Origin of the sequence: Granulicella sp. L56 (assembly GCF_009765835.1) — a bacterium.
Classification (GTDB): domain Bacteria; phylum Acidobacteriota; class Terriglobia; order Terriglobales; family Acidobacteriaceae; genus Edaphobacter.
Genome location: NZ_LMUS01000006.1, coordinates 2,024,849 through 2,043,612 on the forward strand (window position 1 = coordinate 2,024,849; position 18,764 = coordinate 2,043,612).

15 protein-coding genes and 1 pseudogene are annotated in these 18,764 nt (G+C 56.1%); 8 read left to right on the forward strand and 8 right to left on the reverse strand.

What is annotated here, in order from left to right:
- Positions 1-10: 10 nt before the first annotated feature.
- A complete protein-coding gene (locus GSQ81_RS16170) occupies positions 11-3,337 on the forward strand; it encodes a TonB-dependent receptor (protein WP_158911689.1) in 3,327 nt (1,108 codons plus the stop codon).
- A 319-nt stretch (positions 3,338-3,656) separates the two neighbouring features.
- On the opposite strand, the pseudogene GSQ81_RS16175 reads toward GSQ81_RS16170, so the two are convergent.
- Positions 3,657-3,752, reverse strand: a pseudogene (locus tag GSQ81_RS16175) (IS6 family transposase); the annotation flags it as partial.
- A 354-nt stretch (positions 3,753-4,106) separates the two neighbouring features.
- Here GSQ81_RS16175 and GSQ81_RS16180 point away from each other — a divergent pair.
- On the forward strand, positions 4,107-6,296 hold the full coding sequence (locus GSQ81_RS16180) for a beta-galactosidase (protein ID WP_254060243.1): 2,190 nt from the start codon (positions 4,107-4,109) through the stop codon (positions 6,294-6,296).
- Positions 6,297-6,387: 91 nt separating this feature from the next.
- Positions 6,388-7,026, forward strand: coding sequence for a hypothetical protein (locus GSQ81_RS16185; protein WP_158911690.1), 639 nt, complete (start codon positions 6,388-6,390; stop codon positions 7,024-7,026).
- Between the two features lie 270 nt (positions 7,027-7,296).
- Here GSQ81_RS16185 and htpG read toward each other — a convergent pair whose 3' ends face one another.
- Positions 7,297-9,168 (reverse strand): molecular chaperone HtpG, encoded by a 1,872-nt coding sequence (gene htpG / locus GSQ81_RS16190; RefSeq protein ID WP_158911691.1) that lies wholly within the window; start codon positions 9,166-9,168, stop codon positions 7,297-7,299.
- Positions 9,169-9,227: 59 nt separating this feature from the next.
- Complete coding sequence (locus tag GSQ81_RS16195) at positions 9,228-9,959, reverse strand: SDR family oxidoreductase (RefSeq protein ID WP_158911692.1); 732 nt, start codon at positions 9,957-9,959, stop codon at positions 9,228-9,230.
- Positions 9,960-10,007: 48 nt separating this feature from the next.
- Between GSQ81_RS16195 and GSQ81_RS16200 the strand changes: the two genes are divergently transcribed.
- From GSQ81_RS16200 to GSQ81_RS16215, 4 genes are read left to right on the forward strand one after another with little or no spacing between them, the layout of a single operon-like run.
- Complete coding sequence (locus tag GSQ81_RS16200; protein ID WP_158912289.1) at positions 10,008-10,790, forward strand: ATP-binding cassette domain-containing protein; 783 nt, start codon at positions 10,008-10,010, stop codon at positions 10,788-10,790.
- Between the two features lie 31 nt (positions 10,791-10,821).
- A complete protein-coding gene (locus GSQ81_RS16205; RefSeq protein ID WP_158911693.1) occupies positions 10,822-11,601 on the forward strand; it encodes a sulfite exporter TauE/SafE family protein in 780 nt (259 codons plus the stop codon).
- Positions 11,601-11,891 carry a SemiSWEET transporter gene (locus GSQ81_RS16210; protein WP_158911694.1) on the forward strand — a complete coding sequence of 97 codons (291 nt, stop codon included), beginning with the start codon at positions 11,601-11,603 and terminating at the stop codon, positions 11,889-11,891. Before GSQ81_RS16205 ends, GSQ81_RS16210 begins: the two co-directional genes overlap by 1 nt.
- A complete protein-coding gene (locus GSQ81_RS16215; RefSeq protein WP_158911695.1) occupies positions 11,888-12,319 on the forward strand; it encodes a DUF971 domain-containing protein in 432 nt (143 codons plus the stop codon). Before GSQ81_RS16210 ends, GSQ81_RS16215 begins: the two co-directional genes overlap by 4 nt.
- On the opposite strand, the gene GSQ81_RS16220 is transcribed toward GSQ81_RS16215, so the two are convergent.
- The 5 genes from GSQ81_RS16220 to GSQ81_RS16240 all read right to left on the reverse strand — a co-directional run bounded on the left by GSQ81_RS16220 (position 12,228) and on the right by GSQ81_RS16240 (position 15,658).
- Positions 12,228-12,758, reverse strand: a complete 531-nt coding sequence (locus GSQ81_RS16220; RefSeq protein ID WP_158911696.1) for an Rrf2 family transcriptional regulator — start codon at positions 12,756-12,758, stop codon at positions 12,228-12,230. The genes GSQ81_RS16215 and GSQ81_RS16220 overlap by 92 nt on opposite strands.
- A 20-nt stretch (positions 12,759-12,778) precedes the next feature.
- Positions 12,779-14,017 carry an NO-inducible flavohemoprotein gene (gene hmpA / locus GSQ81_RS16225; protein ID WP_158911697.1) on the reverse strand — a complete coding sequence of 413 codons (1,239 nt, stop codon included), beginning with the start codon at positions 14,015-14,017 and terminating at the stop codon, positions 12,779-12,781.
- Between the two features lie 116 nt (positions 14,018-14,133).
- The gene (locus tag GSQ81_RS16230; RefSeq protein WP_158911698.1) at positions 14,134-14,679 is read right to left on the reverse strand and encodes a TIGR00730 family Rossman fold protein; all 546 of its coding nucleotides are present in this window, start codon (positions 14,677-14,679) and stop codon (positions 14,134-14,136) included.
- A gap of 115 nt (positions 14,680-14,794) precedes the next feature.
- A complete protein-coding gene (locus tag GSQ81_RS16235; RefSeq protein ID WP_158911699.1) occupies positions 14,795-15,133 on the reverse strand; it encodes a hypothetical protein in 339 nt (112 codons plus the stop codon).
- 180 nt (positions 15,134-15,313) lie between these two features.
- The gene (locus GSQ81_RS16240; protein ID WP_158911700.1) at positions 15,314-15,658 is read right to left on the reverse strand and encodes a hypothetical protein; all 345 of its coding nucleotides are present in this window, start codon (positions 15,656-15,658) and stop codon (positions 15,314-15,316) included.
- Positions 15,659-15,946: 288 nt separating this feature from the next.
- Here GSQ81_RS16240 and GSQ81_RS16245 point away from each other — a divergent pair, with 288 nt between their 5' ends.
- The gene (locus GSQ81_RS16245) at positions 15,947-18,745 is read left to right on the forward strand and encodes an ATP-dependent helicase (protein WP_254060244.1); all 2,799 of its coding nucleotides are present in this window, start codon (positions 15,947-15,949) and stop codon (positions 18,743-18,745) included.
- The last annotated feature ends 19 nt before the right edge of the window (positions 18,746-18,764 follow it).

The following is an 18,764-nucleotide window of genomic DNA, read 5'->3' on the forward strand; positions in this document are numbered from 1 at the left end:
GTTCTACTACATGACGAAACTTCTAAAGGTCCTATCTTTGATAGCAGTCGTTGTCTTTGGCGTTAGTCTGACGGCAACGGCTCAGAGCACATCTGCACAACTCACCGGCAAGATTACCGACTCGAGTGGCGCTGTGGTGCCTCATGCTCGAGTGACCGCAAAAAATACCGGCACAAATCTCACCAAGACTTCTGAGAGTGATGATGTTGGAGTCTATTCCCTCGTTTCGCTCCCGCCTGGTGAATATTCCTTGACCACGGAAGCTCAAGGGTTTGCCACTCGCATTCAGACAGGAATCGTACTCACCGTTGCGCAGTCTGCAACTCTGGATATTGCGCTCCAGATTGGAGGCACACAGGACACCATTACTGTCAACGGCGGAGCGGAGCTGATCAACACAACAACAGCAGAGATCAGTCAGGTGATCGGCGAAGACTCCATCAAGGACCTACCGCTTAATGGTCGAGATCCTTCGAGCCTTGTGAATCTTTCGGTCGGGGTTACCAACGAACTGGCCTCACAAGCATCGACCCTGCCGGGTTCTAATTCATTCCCCCTTGAATCTGGCGCTTCCGCGGGCGGCCAGCGTCAAGGCAGCACATGGTACCTTCTCGACGGCGTAGCCAATATGGATACGTTCGCCCTGCTTGCCGCACCTTTTCCAAACGCAGACGCGACACAGGAGTTCCGTGTCATCTCGAATAACTTCGATGCACGATATGGATTCGCACCTAGCGCGGTCGTAAGCATCCAGACCAAGTCGGGCACCAATCAGTTTCATGGCGGAGCATTCGAATTTATTCGCAACAACGACCTGAATGCATCGAACTGGTTTAGCGGCGCCGTCGATCCTCTCAAGCGCAATCAGTTCGGTGGTTATATCGGTGGCCCCATCTTCAAAGACAAGCTCTTCTTTTTTACGAACTATCAGGGAACGAGAAGTCACTATCAAGCTTCCACAAACTCGACCGACACTCCGACACAGGCCATGCTCAACGGAGACTTCAGCGCAGTCCCGGCTGGCGATATTGATGGTCCGCTTGCTGGAGTCTTTCAAACAGTGAATGGGAAGCCGAACCAGGTCAACCCCAACCTGTTCAGCACGGGTGCTCTTGCTATTGCGAAATCGTTGCCGCTTGGGCAAGACCCATCGACAGGTCTGACTAACTACGCCGCTCCTGCGCAAAAGTTTACCTACAACGAAAATACGACGCGCTTTGACTACACGATTAATCCTAATCAGCGCGTCTTCCTGCGTAGTTTTACTTATCTCTATAACCAACCGGGGGCATCAGTTCCGGGAGATATTCTCGCTGGCGTCAATGGCCAGAATGGAACGTATCTTAATCTGGTCGCTGGCCATACCTGGACGGTTACACCAAGTTTGCTGAATAGCGCGACGCTCTCCTGGGCGGAGATTGACTTCTCCACTGGCACCATCGAGAAAGATGCGGGCGGAAGCCCCATCTGCCTTTCCAGATACATCAATGTCTCGGACCCCGTGGGACAGTGCTATATCGGTGGCCTGTCGGCGTTTGATGGCAATGTACTTTATGGCGGGGGACTTGGCTTCAACGCCTTCACCGGCAACCCGAACGATACCCGTCGCCGCTATTGGTGGTTTACCGATACGGCAACCAAGACGATCGGCAAGCATACCCTCACCTTTGGAACAGACATCATGCACCGCTATGGCTTTGAGTTTTATGGCGGCAGCGTCAATCCTGCCGTCAGCTTCAACGGCCAATACACGGGCTTTCCATTGTCGGACTTTCTGCTGGGATATCTAAACAACATGAGTCAGGGAGCTGGAGAGAGCGGCAGTGAATCCGGCTACATGATCGGAATCTATGCGCAGGATCAGTTTAAACTGCTCCCGAACCTGACTTTCACGGCCGGTCTGCGCTGGGACCCAAACTTTCCGCTTCAGGTGAGCGGCGGTCGCGGTGCGGCCTTCGTTCCCGGACAGCAGAGCACGCGATATCCAAATGCTCCACTCGGGCTCGTTTTCCCAGGAGACCACGGTATCAACGATGGTCTTATGCCAACCACCTATGGCTACTTCGAGCCTCGTATCGGCCTTGCGTGGCAGGTACATCCCGACACGGTCCTCCGCGCTGGCTTTGGTCTCTTCACCACTCCCCTCGAAGATGCCTTCTACAATCACGTTTGGGATACGGCTCCCTTTGCGCCCTCATATGGGCTGAGTGGAGGCGGCACAACACCATTATCCTTTGACAATCCCTGGAGTAGCTTTACCTCTACAGGAGGCAAAAGTCCGTTCCCGCCATTTGCCTCGCCCTCGCAGCTTCCGCCTTCCAACGCTGCGTTCATTACACCTCTCGCCGTTCCCGCAGTCTTCGCCAGCAATTTCAAGCTGGGCATCACTCAAAGCTGGAATCTCTCGCTCGAACAGTCGTTCGGCAATCAGTTTGTTCTGCATCTGGCCTACGTGGGTTCAGAGTCCTTCCATCAGGCGACCACTGTGGACCAAAATCCTGGGGGCTTTGTGTGCCCCCCTGGTGTTGCTCCTAATCCCAATAACTGTGGCGATGTACGATCAACTTATACGAACTTCGCCCAGATTATTCAGGTACAGCCTGCAGCAACCTCGAGCTATAACGCGCTTCAAGCTGGTGTGGAGAAACGTTTCTCGCACGGTCTTCAGTTCCAGTCCAACTTCACCTGGTCCCATGACACGGACGTAGGCGGTTCGGGCGATCCATCGTTTGAATCCAGCGTTAGCGATCCACATAGTGTTGGTCACGACCGCGGACCGTCGAGCCTGAATTATCCCGTTGTCTCCGTGTCAAATCTGGTCTACAGGTTACCTCTGCTGGCCCACAAAAATGCTCTGATAAAAAACACCTTAGGTGGGTGGGAGATCTCCGGCCTCTATACCGCACAGTCTGGGCCTCCTTTCACCATCAACGGTGGACAAGGCAACAATAACTCCGGATTTCTTGTGGGTCAGGACCGCGCGGATGCTGTCTCCGGACAACCCCTTCAGGTTCGACAGGGTGGTAAGAGTCACTGGGTACACCAGTACCTCAATCCTGCTGCATTTACGAACAACGCATATGGCACGGCTGGAAACTCCAAAAAATTCTCGATTCAGGAGGCCCCAATCAGCACTGCTGATCTGGCAGTAATCAAGAACTGGAGCATCTATGACCGCTATAAGGTTCAATTCCGTTGGGAGGCCTTCAATGCATTGAACCATCCCAGCTTCGGCCAGCCGGATTCCAATCCAGGTGACTCAAACTTCGGCCAGATCACATCGATCGGATCCGTTGCACCACGCGTCATGCAGGGAGGAATAAAGTTCTCCTTCTGAAAATGGACAAAACAGTCCGCCACTACAGAATTCATATTTAGTTCTGTAGTGGCCAAGAAGGTTCAAGCGCCGTAGTTTTCCTTTAGAGATCATCCTGGTCGGTGCGTACGTTGGTACTGTTCGACGTCTTCACAATCGCCGCTTGATCAAAGAAGTTCTAGCCACACTGCATCAACAGAGCTAATGCAACAGGGCTGCGGGCACTTCATTCCAGATCGAAGGCGTAGCTTGGCCTTTGCGCCTCCGCCGGCCCAGGGCAAGCTGGTTCTTGTAAATACGACGGAGCGATTCAAGGGCGCCTATGGTGATGGCGACGGATCTTCAATTTTTTGAAGCCAAGCATCGGTCTGGTTCCGAACTTGATCTCACGATGGTCCTGTTCGATGAGGTCGTTGAGGTACTTGGAAGATCGAATTTTCGTGTGCTTAGATAGCTTCGCTATCGAGAAAATCTTCAAATCCTCGCTCTGGACCGGATGCACCTCCAGCACCTTCTGTCAGCGAACCGCTTCGGCGGCCACTACACGCGCACCGGCGTCGACGTACCACACGCGAGTTGCTCACCTTGAGAATGCTAGACTCGCTTGGCGGTTGCGAAGTGAAGATCAAGGCCATGTGGGCAACGACCGCGCATGGCTGATCGACGTCCTGACCCAGTGGCTGCCATTTATCGGCTATCCTCGTACGATCAATGCGTTGCGCGTCCTTAGCGAAGTTGCCGCGTTGTGAAGACTGCCAGTGCCGCGATGTTCAATCAGCAAGGAGACGTTATGAAAAGCCCACAGAGGACTGTACTGATGAGATCGAACCTCGCCCGGTTTTGCGTTGCAGCACTTCTGGGGCTGCCTTCTGCCATGTCGGCGCAACAACAAACGGCCCCGCCGCCTGGCGCGATCATGCCCAACGTGTTGTACGGCGCGGCCTACTACAACGAGTACATGCCGGCTGACCTGCAGCCAGGCCGACTTGAGAAAGATGTCGCGCTGATGAAAACAGCCGGCATCAGCGTTGTGCGCATGGGCGAATCCACATGGAGCCTGTGGGAACCGGCGGACGGACAATTTGAATACGCGTGGATGGACCGCATCGTCGATGCTATGGGCAAGGCCGGTATCAAAGTCATCATGGGAACGCCCACCTACTCCATCCCCACCTGGATGTGGAAGGCGCATCCCGAGATCCTCGCCCGACCTCTTGGCGGAGCCAGCGTCGGCTATGGCATGCGGCAGAACATGAACACTGACGACCCGAACTACCGTCGATCTGCCGAGCGCCTCATCGTCAACATGGTTAGCCACTACAAGGACAATCCCACTGTCATCGGCTGGCAGATCGATAACGAGACCAGCTCCTACGGCGCCTCAAACCCACAGGTATTCCAAGAGTTTGTCGAACGCCTTAAGAAGAAGTTCGGCACCACCGACGCGCTAAACAAGGCCTGGTTCCTAAACTACTGGGGGCAGGATGTGAATGACTGGAACGACATGCCCACCCGCGACAACGCCACCAGCACCAGCTACAAGCTCGAGTGGTCGCGCTTTGAGCAGGATCGCGTCACCAACTTTCTTGCATGGCAAGCCGCACTCGTACGCGCACATCGCAGGCCCGATCAGTTTGTTACCCAGGACTTCGGCTCCATGATGCGCCTCGACGTCAACGAGCCCGAGGTCGCGAAGGTGCTCGATGTCGTCGCGAATAATCCATACCATGGCACGCAAGACCATATGGACGGTGCGTGGCAGGCGTTGCAGGGCGACTTTTCCCGCTCACTTAAGCACCAGAACTTCCTCGTTACCGAGACCAACGCACAGACACTTGGATGGGACTCGACGATGCAGTTCCCGCCTTATGATGGGCAGCTCCGGTTGGATGTGTACACCGATATTTCCAGCGGCGCCAACATGGTCGAGTACTGGCACTGGCACTCAATTCACGCGGGGCAGGAGACCTACTGGAAGGGCGTGCTGGGCCACGATCTGGAGCCGAACCGGGCCTATGCCGAGGTAAGCCGTATCGCGCATGAACTGCAGGTGATCGGGCCGCAGATCGTGAACATGAAGATCCGCAATGACGTCGCAATCCTCTACAGTCCCGACTCCAGCAATGCGCTCGCCTTTATGCCTTACACTCATGCCGAGCTCAATTGGACGCCAGGTAAAGCGGCGGGCGCATATGGCGCCACGGTCCAACAACTACACAACGCTCTCTACAAGGCGAACGTGGGTGCGGATTTCGTCTTCCCCACGACGGCCGACTTTTCTCAGTACAAGCTGCTGATTGTTCCTTCGCTCTACGTCGCAGACGATGCCTTGCTCAAACGTATCTCGGATTACGTGCACGATGGCGGACACGTACTTATGACCTTCAAAAGCGGATTTACGAACGAGAATTCAGCCGTGCGTTGGGAGAAGGCGCCCGGTCCGCTACGCGATGCTGCCGGCTTCACTTACCAGGAGTTCTCCAATCTTGAGAAGCCGCTTCCTCTTCGCGGCAATCCCTTTCATGTGACTGAGGGAAACATGGTGAGCCAATGGGCGGAATTCCTTCAACCTACCACAGCGAAGGCGCTCGCCACCTATGATCACCCGTTCTTCGGACGTTGGCCCGCGATCACAGAAAACCAGTTCGGAACGGGCACGCTTATCTATGAGGGAACAACTCTCTCTGAGCAATTGCAGCAGGCGGTCGTGCAGCGGGCTCTACAGGATAGCGGTATACCTTTTGATGCGGAAGCCCCTGTATCCTCCATTCGCGTGAAAAGTGGATTGAACGCATCCGGAAAGGCCCTCACGTATATGCTCAACTACTCTTCCTCACCTGTCGCCGTGAAATATGCCGGAGCGCCCGCACATGATCTGCTGACGAAAAGAGCTTTGAGTCCAGGTCAGGTTCTGTCGATCCAGCCATGGGATCTGGTGATCGCCGAAAGTGACAGCGCTACAAGCAAATCCGACCGCTGACAAGAAGAGTTGATAACGATCAATTCCGCATAATCAAATATGGCATGAGCGACCCGTTTCTGATGTAATTTGCTGGATACTTAGTCAGACGATGTCTGAGGTAGTCGGTGAGGTGCACAAGATGAGCATGACTCCTCAACAGTACGATCGGATCATCAAATACCTGGACATCGTTCGTTCGGAATTTAGGCAACGGATCGAATTGAAGCAGCAGGTATTGACAGCGTATGTAGTTGGGTTAGCCGCTATTTTCGGTTTTGTGATTCAGGGGTTTCATTCCAATCCTCTAATTATTAATATTCTTTGGCTCATCCCTTTTATATCGTTGAGTGCAGCGGCCTTCTTTGGCGATCACATGCTAATTAGTATCGCGCTCTCCCGATACATCGAGAACAACCTGGAATGGCTGCTGAACGAAGATGGACTCTCTATCCCCTTCTGGGATCGAAATAGCGCCATCGATCCTGCCGCCAGCATCTTTGGGGTATTGAATTTGATTGAAGGGGCAATCATCTGCCTCCCCACTTGTGCAGTAATCTGCGTACTTCTTTGGCCCTCGCGCCGTGTCTACTGGATAGGAAAGAACTTCGAGATCCTTCTGACCATTTACGCAATTGCCTGCTTATGCCTTTCGGCCTGGCTCGTTACAAAGATGGCGAAGGAAGCACGCGATACGTTTCGCTCCACAAAGGGAAAAAGAGCAAAAACTCGTCCACACCCCGAAGGGTGAGGGCGAGTTGTCAATGCCCCGGTTCTCAACTTTGGAAACATCGCACCGCCATCACTGTGCCATAAGGCATCACATGAGATTTCGATCACAGAAGGTGGGTGGAATCTATTGCGGCTGGCCGTTTAGCTCTCTTGCTATCAATGCGCGATGTTCCACTTTATGTGTCAACCTACAAATTTTGATAGTCAGTTGATTGGCTTTTGTAATAAATGGGGCTGCGTATGTGCGCAGCCCCTTCTTATTTAATTTTGTTGATTTAATTTTCTTTTTTTAAATCGAGAGATTGAGAACGCGGTTGAGTCGTTGGACGAAGGCGGCGGGGTCTTGCAGGGGTACGCCTTCCATCAGCAGGGCCTGATCGAAGAGCATCCATGCGGCATCCTGGGTGACGGCGTCGTCGGAACGCGCAAGCAGTTTCTTGACGATCTCGTGATCGGGATTGATCTCGAGCGTGGGCTTGGGCGCAGGAATGTCTTTCTGGCCCATGGCACGCAGCATCTGCTGCATCTGCAGGGATGGCTCCTCTTCGTCGGAGACGATGCAGGAGGGGCTGTCGGCGAGCCGCACGGAGGCGCGCACATCCTTGACGCGGTCGCCCAGCGCGGCCTTCAGCTTGTCGAGGAGCGGCTTCAACGCTTCGGCCTTGTCTGCCTCGGGCTCGGCTTCGTCCTTCAGGTCGTCGCCGGTCGATGCCTTGTTGACGGCTTTGAGATCGATGTCGCCGTACTTGTCGATGCCGGAGAAGACAATCTCGTCGACATCGTCATCGAGGATGAGAACTTCAATATCTTTCTTCTTGTAGATCTCGAGAAGAGGCGAGGTGCGCAGCAAGGATTCGGAGCCGCCCGTGATGTAGTAGATGCTCTTCTGGCCTTCCTTCATGCGCGACTTTATGTCGGCGAGGCTGGTCAGGCCATCTACCTTGGTGGTCTTGAAGCGGATGAGGTCGAGCAGCGTCTCGCGATTGGCGAAGTCGCTGTAGAGCCCTTCTTTGAGTGGACGGTTGTACTGGGTGATGAACTCCAGATATTTTTCGGGCTGATTGGTTGCGATGTTCTTCAGCTCGGAGAGGATCTTTTTGACGCTGGCGGTGCGGATGCTCGTGAGCACGCGATTCTGCTGGAGAATCTCGCGGCTGACGTTGAGGGGAAGGTCTTCGCTGTCGATGATGCCGCGAACGAAGCGCAGGTACTGGGGGAGAAGCTCTTTGGCGTCATCCATGATGAAGACGCGCTTCACGTAGAGCTTTACGCCGACCTTGTATTCGGCCTGGTAGAGATCGAGCGGGGCCTTCGCGGGAATGTAGAACAGCGTGGTGTAGTCCAGCGTTCCCTCTGCGCGGGTGTGAAACCAGAAGAGCGGGTCCTGCGAATCGCCGGAGATGGATTTGTACAGCTCCTTGTAATCCTCGTCGGTGAGTTCATTTTTGGGGCGACGCCAGAGGGCGCTGGCAGCGTTGACCTGTTCGGTGGTGCGGACTTTATCGGACTTCTTTTCGGCTTCGTTCCACTCGCTCTTGTCGTAGGTCAGGAAGATGGGGAAGGCGATGTGGTTGGAGTACTTCTTCACGATCTCCCGCAGGCGCCAGCTATTGGCGTACGGCTTGCCTTCTTCGTTGAAGTGAAGAAGGATGGTGGTGCCGGCAACTGAGCGCTCTGCGGGCTCGATCTCGAAGCCAGTCTTGCCGTCGCTCACCCAGTGCCATGCCTGCTCTTTCCCGGCCTTGCGGGAGACGACCTCGATGCGATCAGCCACCATGAAGGCGCTGTAGAAACCTACTCCGAACTGGCCGATGAGATTTGAATCTTTCTTCGCGTCGCCGGAGAGCTGCGCGAGGAAGTTTTTCGTTCCAGAGCGGGCGATGGTGCCGAGGTGAGAGATGAGGTCCTCTTCATTCATGCCGATGCCGGTGTCGGCGATGGTGAGAGTGCCTTTTTCCTCGTCGAGCTCGAGATCGATGCGAGGGTTGAAGGGGAGCGCCTTGTAGATATCGTCGGTAAGGGTCAGGTGGCGCAGCTTATCGAGCGCATCGGAGGAGTTGGAGATGAGCTCTCGCAGGAAGATCTCTGGATGCGAATAGAGAGAGTGGATGATGAGCTGGAGTAGCTGACTGACTTCGGTTTGAAATTCACGCTTCGACATGACTTCATTATAAAAAAACTGAAGCGAGGAGGACGTGCGTGGCTGCTTATTGGCCGAGATCAGCCCATGTGGCGGACGGTCATCTGAGGAATGCGGACGTTGGGAGGCTGGAGGCAGGCGAAGACGATGGCCTCGGCAACTTCCTGCGGCTCCATCATGTGGGAGTTGCGGACGTAGTCTTCGGTGCGGCCGTTTCCAACGGCGAACTCCGTCTTCATGCCTCCGGGACAGATGGCTCCGACCTTGATGCCGTGTTTGCGCAGCTCGGCGTCCAGCGATTGCGCGAAGCCTACCTGTGCGAATTTGCTGGCAGAGTAGACGGCTTCTCCGGCGACTCCCTGTAACCCGGCGACGGATGAGATAAAGACGATCGTGCCATGTTTTTGCTCGATCATGTGCGGAGCCGCGTGGCGGGAGAAGAGGAAGCCCGACTTCACATTGGCGTTCATCAGGGCGTCGTACTCCTCGGCTGAGGTATCGACGAGATTTTTGTAGTTCCCGGCACCGGCGTTGTTGATGAGGATGTCGAGGTGGCCAAAGGTAGCGATGGCGAGCGCGATGGCCTGCTGGGCTGTGGCTTCTTTGGCGGCGTCTCCAGTAAAGAAGACGGCCTTTGTGCCTAGAGCTTCGATCTCGGCGCAGAGCTGGCGAAGGCGCTCTTCGCGGCGGGCGGTGACGACAATATTTGCTCCCTGTTGGGCGAGGGCCACCGCAGTCGCACAGCCCAGCCCGGAACTGGCTCCCGTAACGAGGGCGGTTTTTCCGGCAAGAGAGAGGGGGGATATCGTCATTGCGCTGAGCAAGCTCCTGAATTTCGATGCTACCATCCGGCTATGTCGATGGATGCGGCGGTGCTGGTGGAGGCGCGAGGGCTGGTGAAGGAATATTCACGCGATGGCGGTGCGTCGCGCGTGGTGGATGATGTATCCTTTGCGATTCGCCGGGGCGAGACGATGGGGCTGGTGGGAGAGTCCGGCTCTGGCAAGAGCACGGTGGCGCGAATATTGCTGCGCCTGATTGAGCCGACGGCGGGCTTGGTCTTGTATGACGGGGTGGATTTGCTTGCAGCGTCTGCGCGGGAGATGCGAGGTCTGCGGCGCCGGATGCAGATCGTCTTTCAGGATCCCTATGCTGCACTGAATCCGCGTATGAAAGTCAGCCAGATTTTGGCCGAGCCATTTGCGATTCATGGCGAGCAAGGGATTGCTTCCAGAGAGCATCTGGAAGGGATGTTGCAGGAGGTCGGGCTGGATGTGTCCGCGCTGGAGCGTTATCCGCACGAGTTCAGCGGCGGTCAGCGGCAGCGCATCAATATTGCGCGTGCCCTGGCGCTGCGGCCGGAGTTTCTGGTGCTGGACGAGCCGGTCAGTGCGCTGGATGTCTCGGTCGGGGCGCAGGTGGTGAACCTGCTGCGCGAGTTACAGCGAAAGTACGGGCTCACCTATCTGTTCATCTCGCATTCGATGCCGCTGGTGCGCTATCTTTGCGATCGCGTCGCCGTGATGCAGCGCGGGCGGCTGGTGGAGTATGGAGACTGCGAGCAGGTTTGCGAGGCTCCGCGGCACGAGTACACCCGTGGGCTGATTGCGGCTACGCCGGAGATGCCCGTCTTCGCGGAGTGAAGACACGGTTAGCAAATACAATTGAAGATGGATGCTCTTCGGTTTTAGCTCGCATTGGCACTATCTTTGGCTGGTCACGGCCTCGTCGTTCGCTGGCGTGATGAATGCTATGGCGGGCGGCGGCTCGTTTTTGTCGTTTCCGGCGATGCTGTCGATGGGAGTGCTACCGGTTCAGGCGAATGCGACGAATACAGTGGCTCTGTGGCCGGGGCAGTTGACCTCGCTGGCTACGTTGAAGTCGGATGTTCGCAAAGACCTGCTGCCGGTTATCGTGCTCGCTTCGATCCTTGGAGGATTGACCGGAGCTGAAGTTCTGCTGCGGACGAACCAGGTCACGTTTCTGTATCTCATTCCGTGGCTGTTGTTGATGGGAGCGGTGATCTTCGGGATCAGCGGACCAGTATCGCGCTGGCTGCGGGCTCGCTCTGCGGAGCCTCATGCGGAACGTACTCCACGATATCTTCCGCTGTTTTGCTCATTGTTTCCTATCTGCTTCTATATCGGATACTTTGGCGCGGGTGGTGGTTTTCTTGTCATGACGGTGCTTGCCTTGTTCGGCGTGGAGGAGATGCACTCGCTGAACGCCATGAAGATTGTCGCCGCCTGCCTTTCGAACTTTGTGGCCATCATCACCTTTATCGTGCGCGGAGCGGTCTTGTGGCATTATTGCCTGATCTCAATGATGTTTGCTGCAGCGGGAGGGTATATCGGCGCACGCTATGCGCGGCGCATGAACCCAGAGGTTCTGCGTATGATCGTGGTAATCACGGGATGTGTTATTTCGGCCTATTTCTTCTGGAGACAGCGCTAATGCGACAGGACACAATCGATTTTATCGGCTACGTTGCGGCCACCTGCACTACGGTATCTTTTCTTCCGCAGTTGATCCGCGTGCTGCGGCTGCGCTCGGCGAGAGAGATTTCGTTGGGGATGTTTTTGATCTTCTCGGTTGGAACGGCGCTATGGCTGACCTACGGTGTGCTACTGCGCTCTAAGCCCATCATCGCGGCCAATGCGGTGACATTTGTGCTGGCGATGAGCATCCTGGTGTTGAAGCTGCGCTTCGATCGCGACGCGCTGAAAGAGGTAAAAGGAGTATGAGCCACGAAGGAATTCGGATAGTGAGCGCGGACGATGCTCAGCGCGAGGCCGCCGAAGAAAAGCAATTGCACGCGGACGCCGTGACTCCGAAGAAGGTGCGCGTCATGAAGACCGAGGGGACCGGCGTCGAGATCGACTGGAAGGATGGTCATCACAGCTCCTGGAATTTCGCGTGGCTTCGCAATGCCTGCCCCTGCGCGACCTGCCATGAAGAGCGCGAAAAGAGCGGGCGCAAGCCGGGTGCGGCAAAGCCCAAGCCACAGGCGCTGCTGGCGATGTATGAGGCGCCAGCGCGGCCGGTCGAAGTAACTCCGGTGGGCAAGTATGCGTTGAAATTTAAATGGAACGACGGGCACGAGTCCGGGATTTACTCGTGGGATTATCTGCGGCGCGTTTGCCAGTGCGCGGAGTGCGCGGCGAAGGGCTGACCTCTCCCGGCTTGAGATAGACCAGCTTCTGCAGGCGCGGTGTGCGTGCGACTGCGGCGAGCGAATATTCGTCGAGCTTGTCGAGGAAGGCGGCGTAGGCGCTATCGAGCGCGCCTTTGAGGATGCATGCCCCGGCAAGCGGGCAGAGTTGGGAGTAGCAGTCAATGACAGAGTCTCCAGGTTCGACTACCCGCAGAATCTCACCAACGGAGATCGACTCGGCAGCGCGCGCCAGCCGCAACCCTCCGCCTGCTCCTTTGCTGGTGATGAGAAATCCCTGCTGCCCTAATTGGTGCGCCACCTTAACCAGATGAGCATAGGGAACGTTGAACATGCCAGCGGCGGCACGGACAGTGACCGTGGCCTGCATGGGCTCGGGGCGGCTGCCGAGATACATCAGCAGCCGCAGGGCCAGGTCCGAAAAGCGGTTGATACGCATGAAAGAACGGCTCCGATAATTTAGGCGTTCGCCAGTTCCGTCACGAAGGACGGATCAGGAGCGAATGCTTCACTATAACGGTCGGCGAGGAGAACGTTCAGTTCATCGAGAATCCTCTCGACGGCTGCCATGAATCCCACCGGTCCGCAGTAATAGAAATCGGTAGCCTGTTCAAAGAGATAAGGACGCAGGGAGTCGACTGTAAGGCGGCCCTCCACATCGAAGTCGCAGCCTTGCACGTCGGCTGGCGATACCTTCTCGTAGTAAACAAGAGCGCGGGTATGCGGGTGGGCAGCGGCAAGCGCGCGAACCTCGTCGCGGAAGGCATGGTGTCTTCGCTGCGTTGTGGCATGAACAAACAGCACAGGGCGCGAGTTGGAGTTGCGTGCGAGGTGCTCGAACATGCAGATGGCCGGAGTGATGCCGACGCCTCCGCTCAGAAGCACCACGGGCTTGCTGTTGTCACGCAGAACGAAGTCGCCCTGTGGCACATGCGCCAGGATGGTGTCGCCCTCGTGCACCGACTCGTGAAGGTGATTGGAGATGAGGCCGTTTTCCGCTGCTGCGATGTGCGCTGGTGCAGTTTCACGTTTGACGCTGATACGGTAGGTGCGGCCATCGGCAATCTTCGAGAGGCTGTACTGGCGGATCTGCGTGAAGGCAGAGTCGGGAACGTGCGCTTTGACGCCGAGATACTGTCCCGGCTGGAACGGCGGCAACGATGCGCCCGTGGGAGATACGAGGTGGAACGATGTAATGGTCTCACTTTCCACCACCTTGCGCTCGACCTTGAGCGGAGCATAACCGGCCCATCCGCCGGGCTGCTGCTGACCTTCGGTGTAAAGTTTCTGTTCTTCTCCGATCATGATCTTCGCAAGCTGACCGTACGCTGCTCCCCAGGCATCGATCACCGCGGGTGTAGCGGCCTCGCCAAGCACGGTGCGAATGGCGCGCAGCAGATGATCGCCGACAATGGGATAGTGCTCGGGCTGAACTTCGAGGCTGGCGTGTTTGTGCGTGATGCGGTTGACCATGCCGCCAAGCTTGTCGAGCTTGTCGATGTGGGCCGCATAGGCAAGGATGGAGGCCGCGAGGCTGCGCGCCTGTCCACCGTTCTGCTGGTTTGCAGGATTGAAGATGTCGAACAGGGATGGATTTTCATCGAAGAGCGTGCGGTAGAACTCGGTCGTGATGGTTTCGCCGTGCTGCTGAAGAACGGGGACGGTAGCCTGAACGATTTCCTTTTGTTGTTGGAGCATAAATTTTCTCCCTTTTTAAATATGTATTTCGTATACATATTTATTTTCGAGATAGAGCTCATTAAACGCAAGGAATAGGCGATAACCGCGCGCATCGAGGAAATTGATAGGGTCTATTACCCGATGCTCAGGACAGCGAGTGCTTCTTCGACGCTGTTGGCGACGAGGAGGATCTCGCAGCTCTTCTGCTTCAGCATTCCCTCGGCCACAGCATGGTTGAGGAAGTTCAGCAGCTGGTTGTAGAAGCCGTTGATGTTCAAGAGCACGATTGGTTTGTTGTGCAGCTTGAGTGTCTGCCAGGCGAGCACTTCAAACATCTCTTCGAGCGTTCCAAAACCGCCGGGCATGATGATGAATGCATCGGACTTCTCGCCCATCAGGGCTTTGCGCGTGTGCATGGTGTCGACGACGTGCAGTTCGGTGATGCCGTGGTGTGCTACTTCAAGATCGACGAGGACCTCGGGAATGACGCCAACGACGCGCCCTCCGTGTGTCAATGCAGATTCCGCGACGGCGCACATGAGACCTACTTTGGCTCCGCCGTAGATAACGCCGATATCATGTGCGGCAAGAGCTTTGCCCAGATCGTCGGCAGCTTTTTGATAGGCAGGATCGGCGCCACTGGCGGATGCGCAAAAGACGGCAATATTGTGAATGGACATGCCTCTAGAATATCGTCCGCCCGTCGGTGGACGATAAATTACCACAGATATTTTGCGGGGTTTTATGGTGGAGCAGGGCAGGCATAGGATGCCTGCCCTGGGGATGCGAAGAGAATTAGTTGAGCGTAACCGTGGATCCGCTGAATCCGGCTGAGACTTCAAGAACAATCGTCCCCGCTGGGTGAGCGTCGGTGGCCGAGTTAGTGACGATGCGCGTGCCGGGGGCCAGTTCGAGGTGGATGGTCTCACCGGCCTTCAACGTTACGACTGTATCGCCGGCTTTGAGATCCATCGCTGCGGCAGAAGCATTATGGAGTTGGAACTTCACCGTCTTCGATCGAGCGAACATGGCGTTGGTGGGAGCGCCCATGTTAATGGGTGAAGCATACAGGGCCTGCGATGCAAACAAGCAGGCTACGGCAATCGGCGTGACAAAAAGAGAATGGCGAATCATAAGGACACTCCTGTCGATGCGGCAATGTTTTGGGGTACGGGGCCGCCCATCCACGCAAAGAGCGCGGTATGGCATAAGCCACGCATAGAATTTCTTGCAGGCCGGGTGTTTAAGGCAAAGTACGCGTAGCACCCATCTGGATTGGGTTTTTTAGGGACGCGGAGCTACGCGGAAAGATAGTTAGTCGACGTTGATGGTTTGGTTCGGTTTGCTCGCATCCACCACTACAAGAACGTCCCCGGGATTGTGTGTCTTCATGCTGCTGTAGACGGTGACGGAGGTTCCGGCAGGGATCGTGATGTGCGTGACCTTGTGCGAGGCCAATGTTTTGACCTTCGAACCAACTTTGATCTGGCGCGGATACTCGGCGGTGTTGTTGAAATCGACATTGACACCCGCAGAGCTGCTGCTGGTGGTTGCGGTGCTCTTGTCTTTGTGGAAGATGCTGGCGAATGGCGCAGCGTAAAGCATGGTCGAAGAGCAAGCGGCGGCGAGAACGAGGACAAGTGTTTTCTGGCGGAGCATGAGTTTCTCCCTTGATGCTGGATGACGACGGGATCTCTCTGCCATGGATCAGGAAGCTCGTCGTTGTGTATGGTTACGCAGTTTCGATGTGAGTTGTTCCGCATTCGATGAAAAATATTTGTGCGCTGTATCAGAAAAACTCGTCAGTATTTGCTGGAATTATTCCGATCAATAGATGCACATCATGTGTTGTCAATGATACCCATCACATGTCGTCAATCTCAATGTACAGACGGTTAAAAAACTGTTGCGGCGCCTACACGTAAAATTGAGATTGGAGCTTTAGCAATGCCATCGGAGTTAGTAGCAAATATGAACCCGCAGCAGCGGGAGGGCGTCGAAGCTGTCGATGGCCCGGTGCTGCTGCTGGCCGGAGCGGGCAGCGGCAAGACCCGCGTGATTACGCATCGCATCGCCTATCTTATTAAGGAGAGAGGCGTTCCGGCGGACTCGATTCTGGCGGTAACCTTCACGAACAAGGCTGCCAAAGAGATGGCCGAGCGAGTCGACAAGATTCTCGGGCATACTTCGCTGGCGAAGCCCATGCTGGCCACCTTCCACTCTTTCTGCGTGCGTGTCCTGCGCCGCGATATCGAAGCCATGCGTGTCAACGGCGTCGGGTTGACGCGAACCTTCGCCATCTACGACGAGACCGACCAGCAGGCAGTTGTTAAGCAAGCGTTAAAACGTTTGGCCATCGATGACAAATCATTGAAGCCGCGTGTCGCGCTGGGGCGCATCTCGTGGGCGAAGAACCACATGATCGACCCGCAGGAGTATTTCCTGGCGAGCGCCAACCCGATGGAGGAGAAGATCGCGCACATCTTCGAGATCTATCGCAAGGAATTGTTCAAGGCGAATGCGCTGGACTTTGACGATCTGCTGCTGGAGACGGTGCGCCTGCTGAAATCTTCAAGCGAGGTAAGAGAGAGGTACAATCGCCGTTATCGCTATCTGATGATCGACGAGTATCAGGACACGAACCGTCCGCAGTACGAGTTGATGAAGCTGTTGACCGGGCCGGAGGGAAATGTCTGCGTCGTCGGTGATGAGGACCAGTCTATCTATAGCTGGCGCGGCGCCGACATCCGCAACATTTTGGAATTCGAAAAAGATTTTCCCAAGGTTCGAACGATTCGGCTGGAGCAGAACTATCGCTCGACGCAGGTGATCCTCGAAGGAGCGTCGGCGGTCGTTGCGCAGAATACGCAGCGCAAGGGGAAGAACCTTTGGACCTCGCGTGAAGGCGGCTCCCTGATTGGCTTCTATGAAGCGCCGGACGGCGAGAATGAAGCGCTGTTCATTGCGGACCGCATCCAGAAGTATCTTCGTGCGGCGGGAGAGCAGGAAGACGCGCCGCGCTGCGCCGTACTGTACCGGACTAATTCGCAGTCGCGATTAGTGGAAGAGGCGTTGCGCCGATATCAGATTCAGTACCACATGGTCGGCGGATTCAGCTTCTACGACCGCGCCGAGGTGAAAGACATCATCAGCTATATGAAGCTGGTGCAGAATGTGCACGACTCCATCGCGCTGAGCCGCGTGGTCAATTCTCCTCCGCGAGGCATCGGCAAGACGACGATGGAGACGCTGGAGCGGATGGCGCTCTCTTCCGGCATGAGTACATGGGACGCTATCGGCATCGCGATCGAAGATAAGCTGCTGCCGCAGCGAGCGCTGATTGCGCTGAGTGGCTTTCGCCGTCTGATCGAAGATGCGCGCGCGATGCTCGGCCCCGGATTTGCCGAGAAGCTCACCGAAGATTTGGCAGGGGATGTGGATCAAGGAGCGGACAGCGAAGATGCCTCCTTTGATGTTGCAGAGCTGGAGGCCGCTCCTGCGGTGGACGACGAGGCCGATACTTCATTCGACACCAGCTTCAACTTCGGTTTTGACTTCGGCCCCAGTGAAGAGATTTCTACGATCGCCCCAGAGAACGCTGTCGATTCCGATGCCGCTCACGAGATTGGCGCTGTTTCGTTCAATCCTTTTGCGCCAGTGGTGTTGAAGAAATCGGCTGCGGGGTCTCGCGGCAGAACCGCTTCGGCGGCTAAGAGTGAAGATGTTGTATCCGGCGCGGCGCAGGAGAAGCCTGCTTTCCGCAAGCCCGGTGATGCGGCCACCTTGCCTGAGTTGATTAAATTTTTGAATGATCGCAGTGGTTACATCCGGGTGCTGGAAGATGAGGCCACACCGGAGTCATTTTCGCGGATCGAAAATCTTAAGGAACTCGCCAACGCTGCGCAGGACGCGCAGGAGCGCGGCGAGACGCTGCACGAGTTTCTCGATCACGCGGCGCTGGTGAGCGATGCTGACTCTTATTCCTCTGACGCTCGCGTAACGCTGATGACGCTGCATGCAGCAAAGGGGTTGGAGTTTCCGCTGGTCTTTCTGGCGGGTATGGAGGAGGGACTCTTTCCTCACTCGCGCACATTTACTGACCCCACGGGACTCGAAGAAGAGCGTCGCCTCTGCTATGTCGGCATGACCCGGGCGATGGATACGCTGGTGATGACGCGCGCCCGTTATCGTCGCCGCTACGGCAGCGACATGCCGGAGTCGAGCGTCCCTTCGCGCTTTCTTGAGGAGGTGCCATCGCGTCTGGTCGAAGACCTGGGCAGTCCACCGGCCCGGCCTCAGTTCTCAGGCTTGGATTATGGAAATTCCTACTCCACTCCATACCCCAAGGCGAACCGGTTTGGCGGCGGCAACGCCGAGGCAGGCGAGCGCCATTACAGCTACGAAGACGAAGACCAGAGCGCCTCAAGGTCGGGATCAGGCAGCTCGGCAACGAGCGCTGGCCGCTCGAAGTTCAGCAAAACTGCTGCTCCGGGGCAGTCTATCGACAACATTGCGAGCTTCTTTGCTGGCCGCGGACAGAAGATCTCGCGGCCAAAGCTGGGCATTCCCGAGGCCACCGGCAAGACCGGACTGCAGCAGGGAGCCCGCGTCCGCCACCCCAAGTATGGCGAAGGAACCGTCTTTCGCCGCGAAGGCGATGGGGATGACGCGAAGATTACAGTACAATTTCAACAGCACGGCGTGAAGAAGCTGGTGGAGAAGTTCGCCCAGCTGGAACGCCTCTAAAGTTCTGAAAAATCGCACT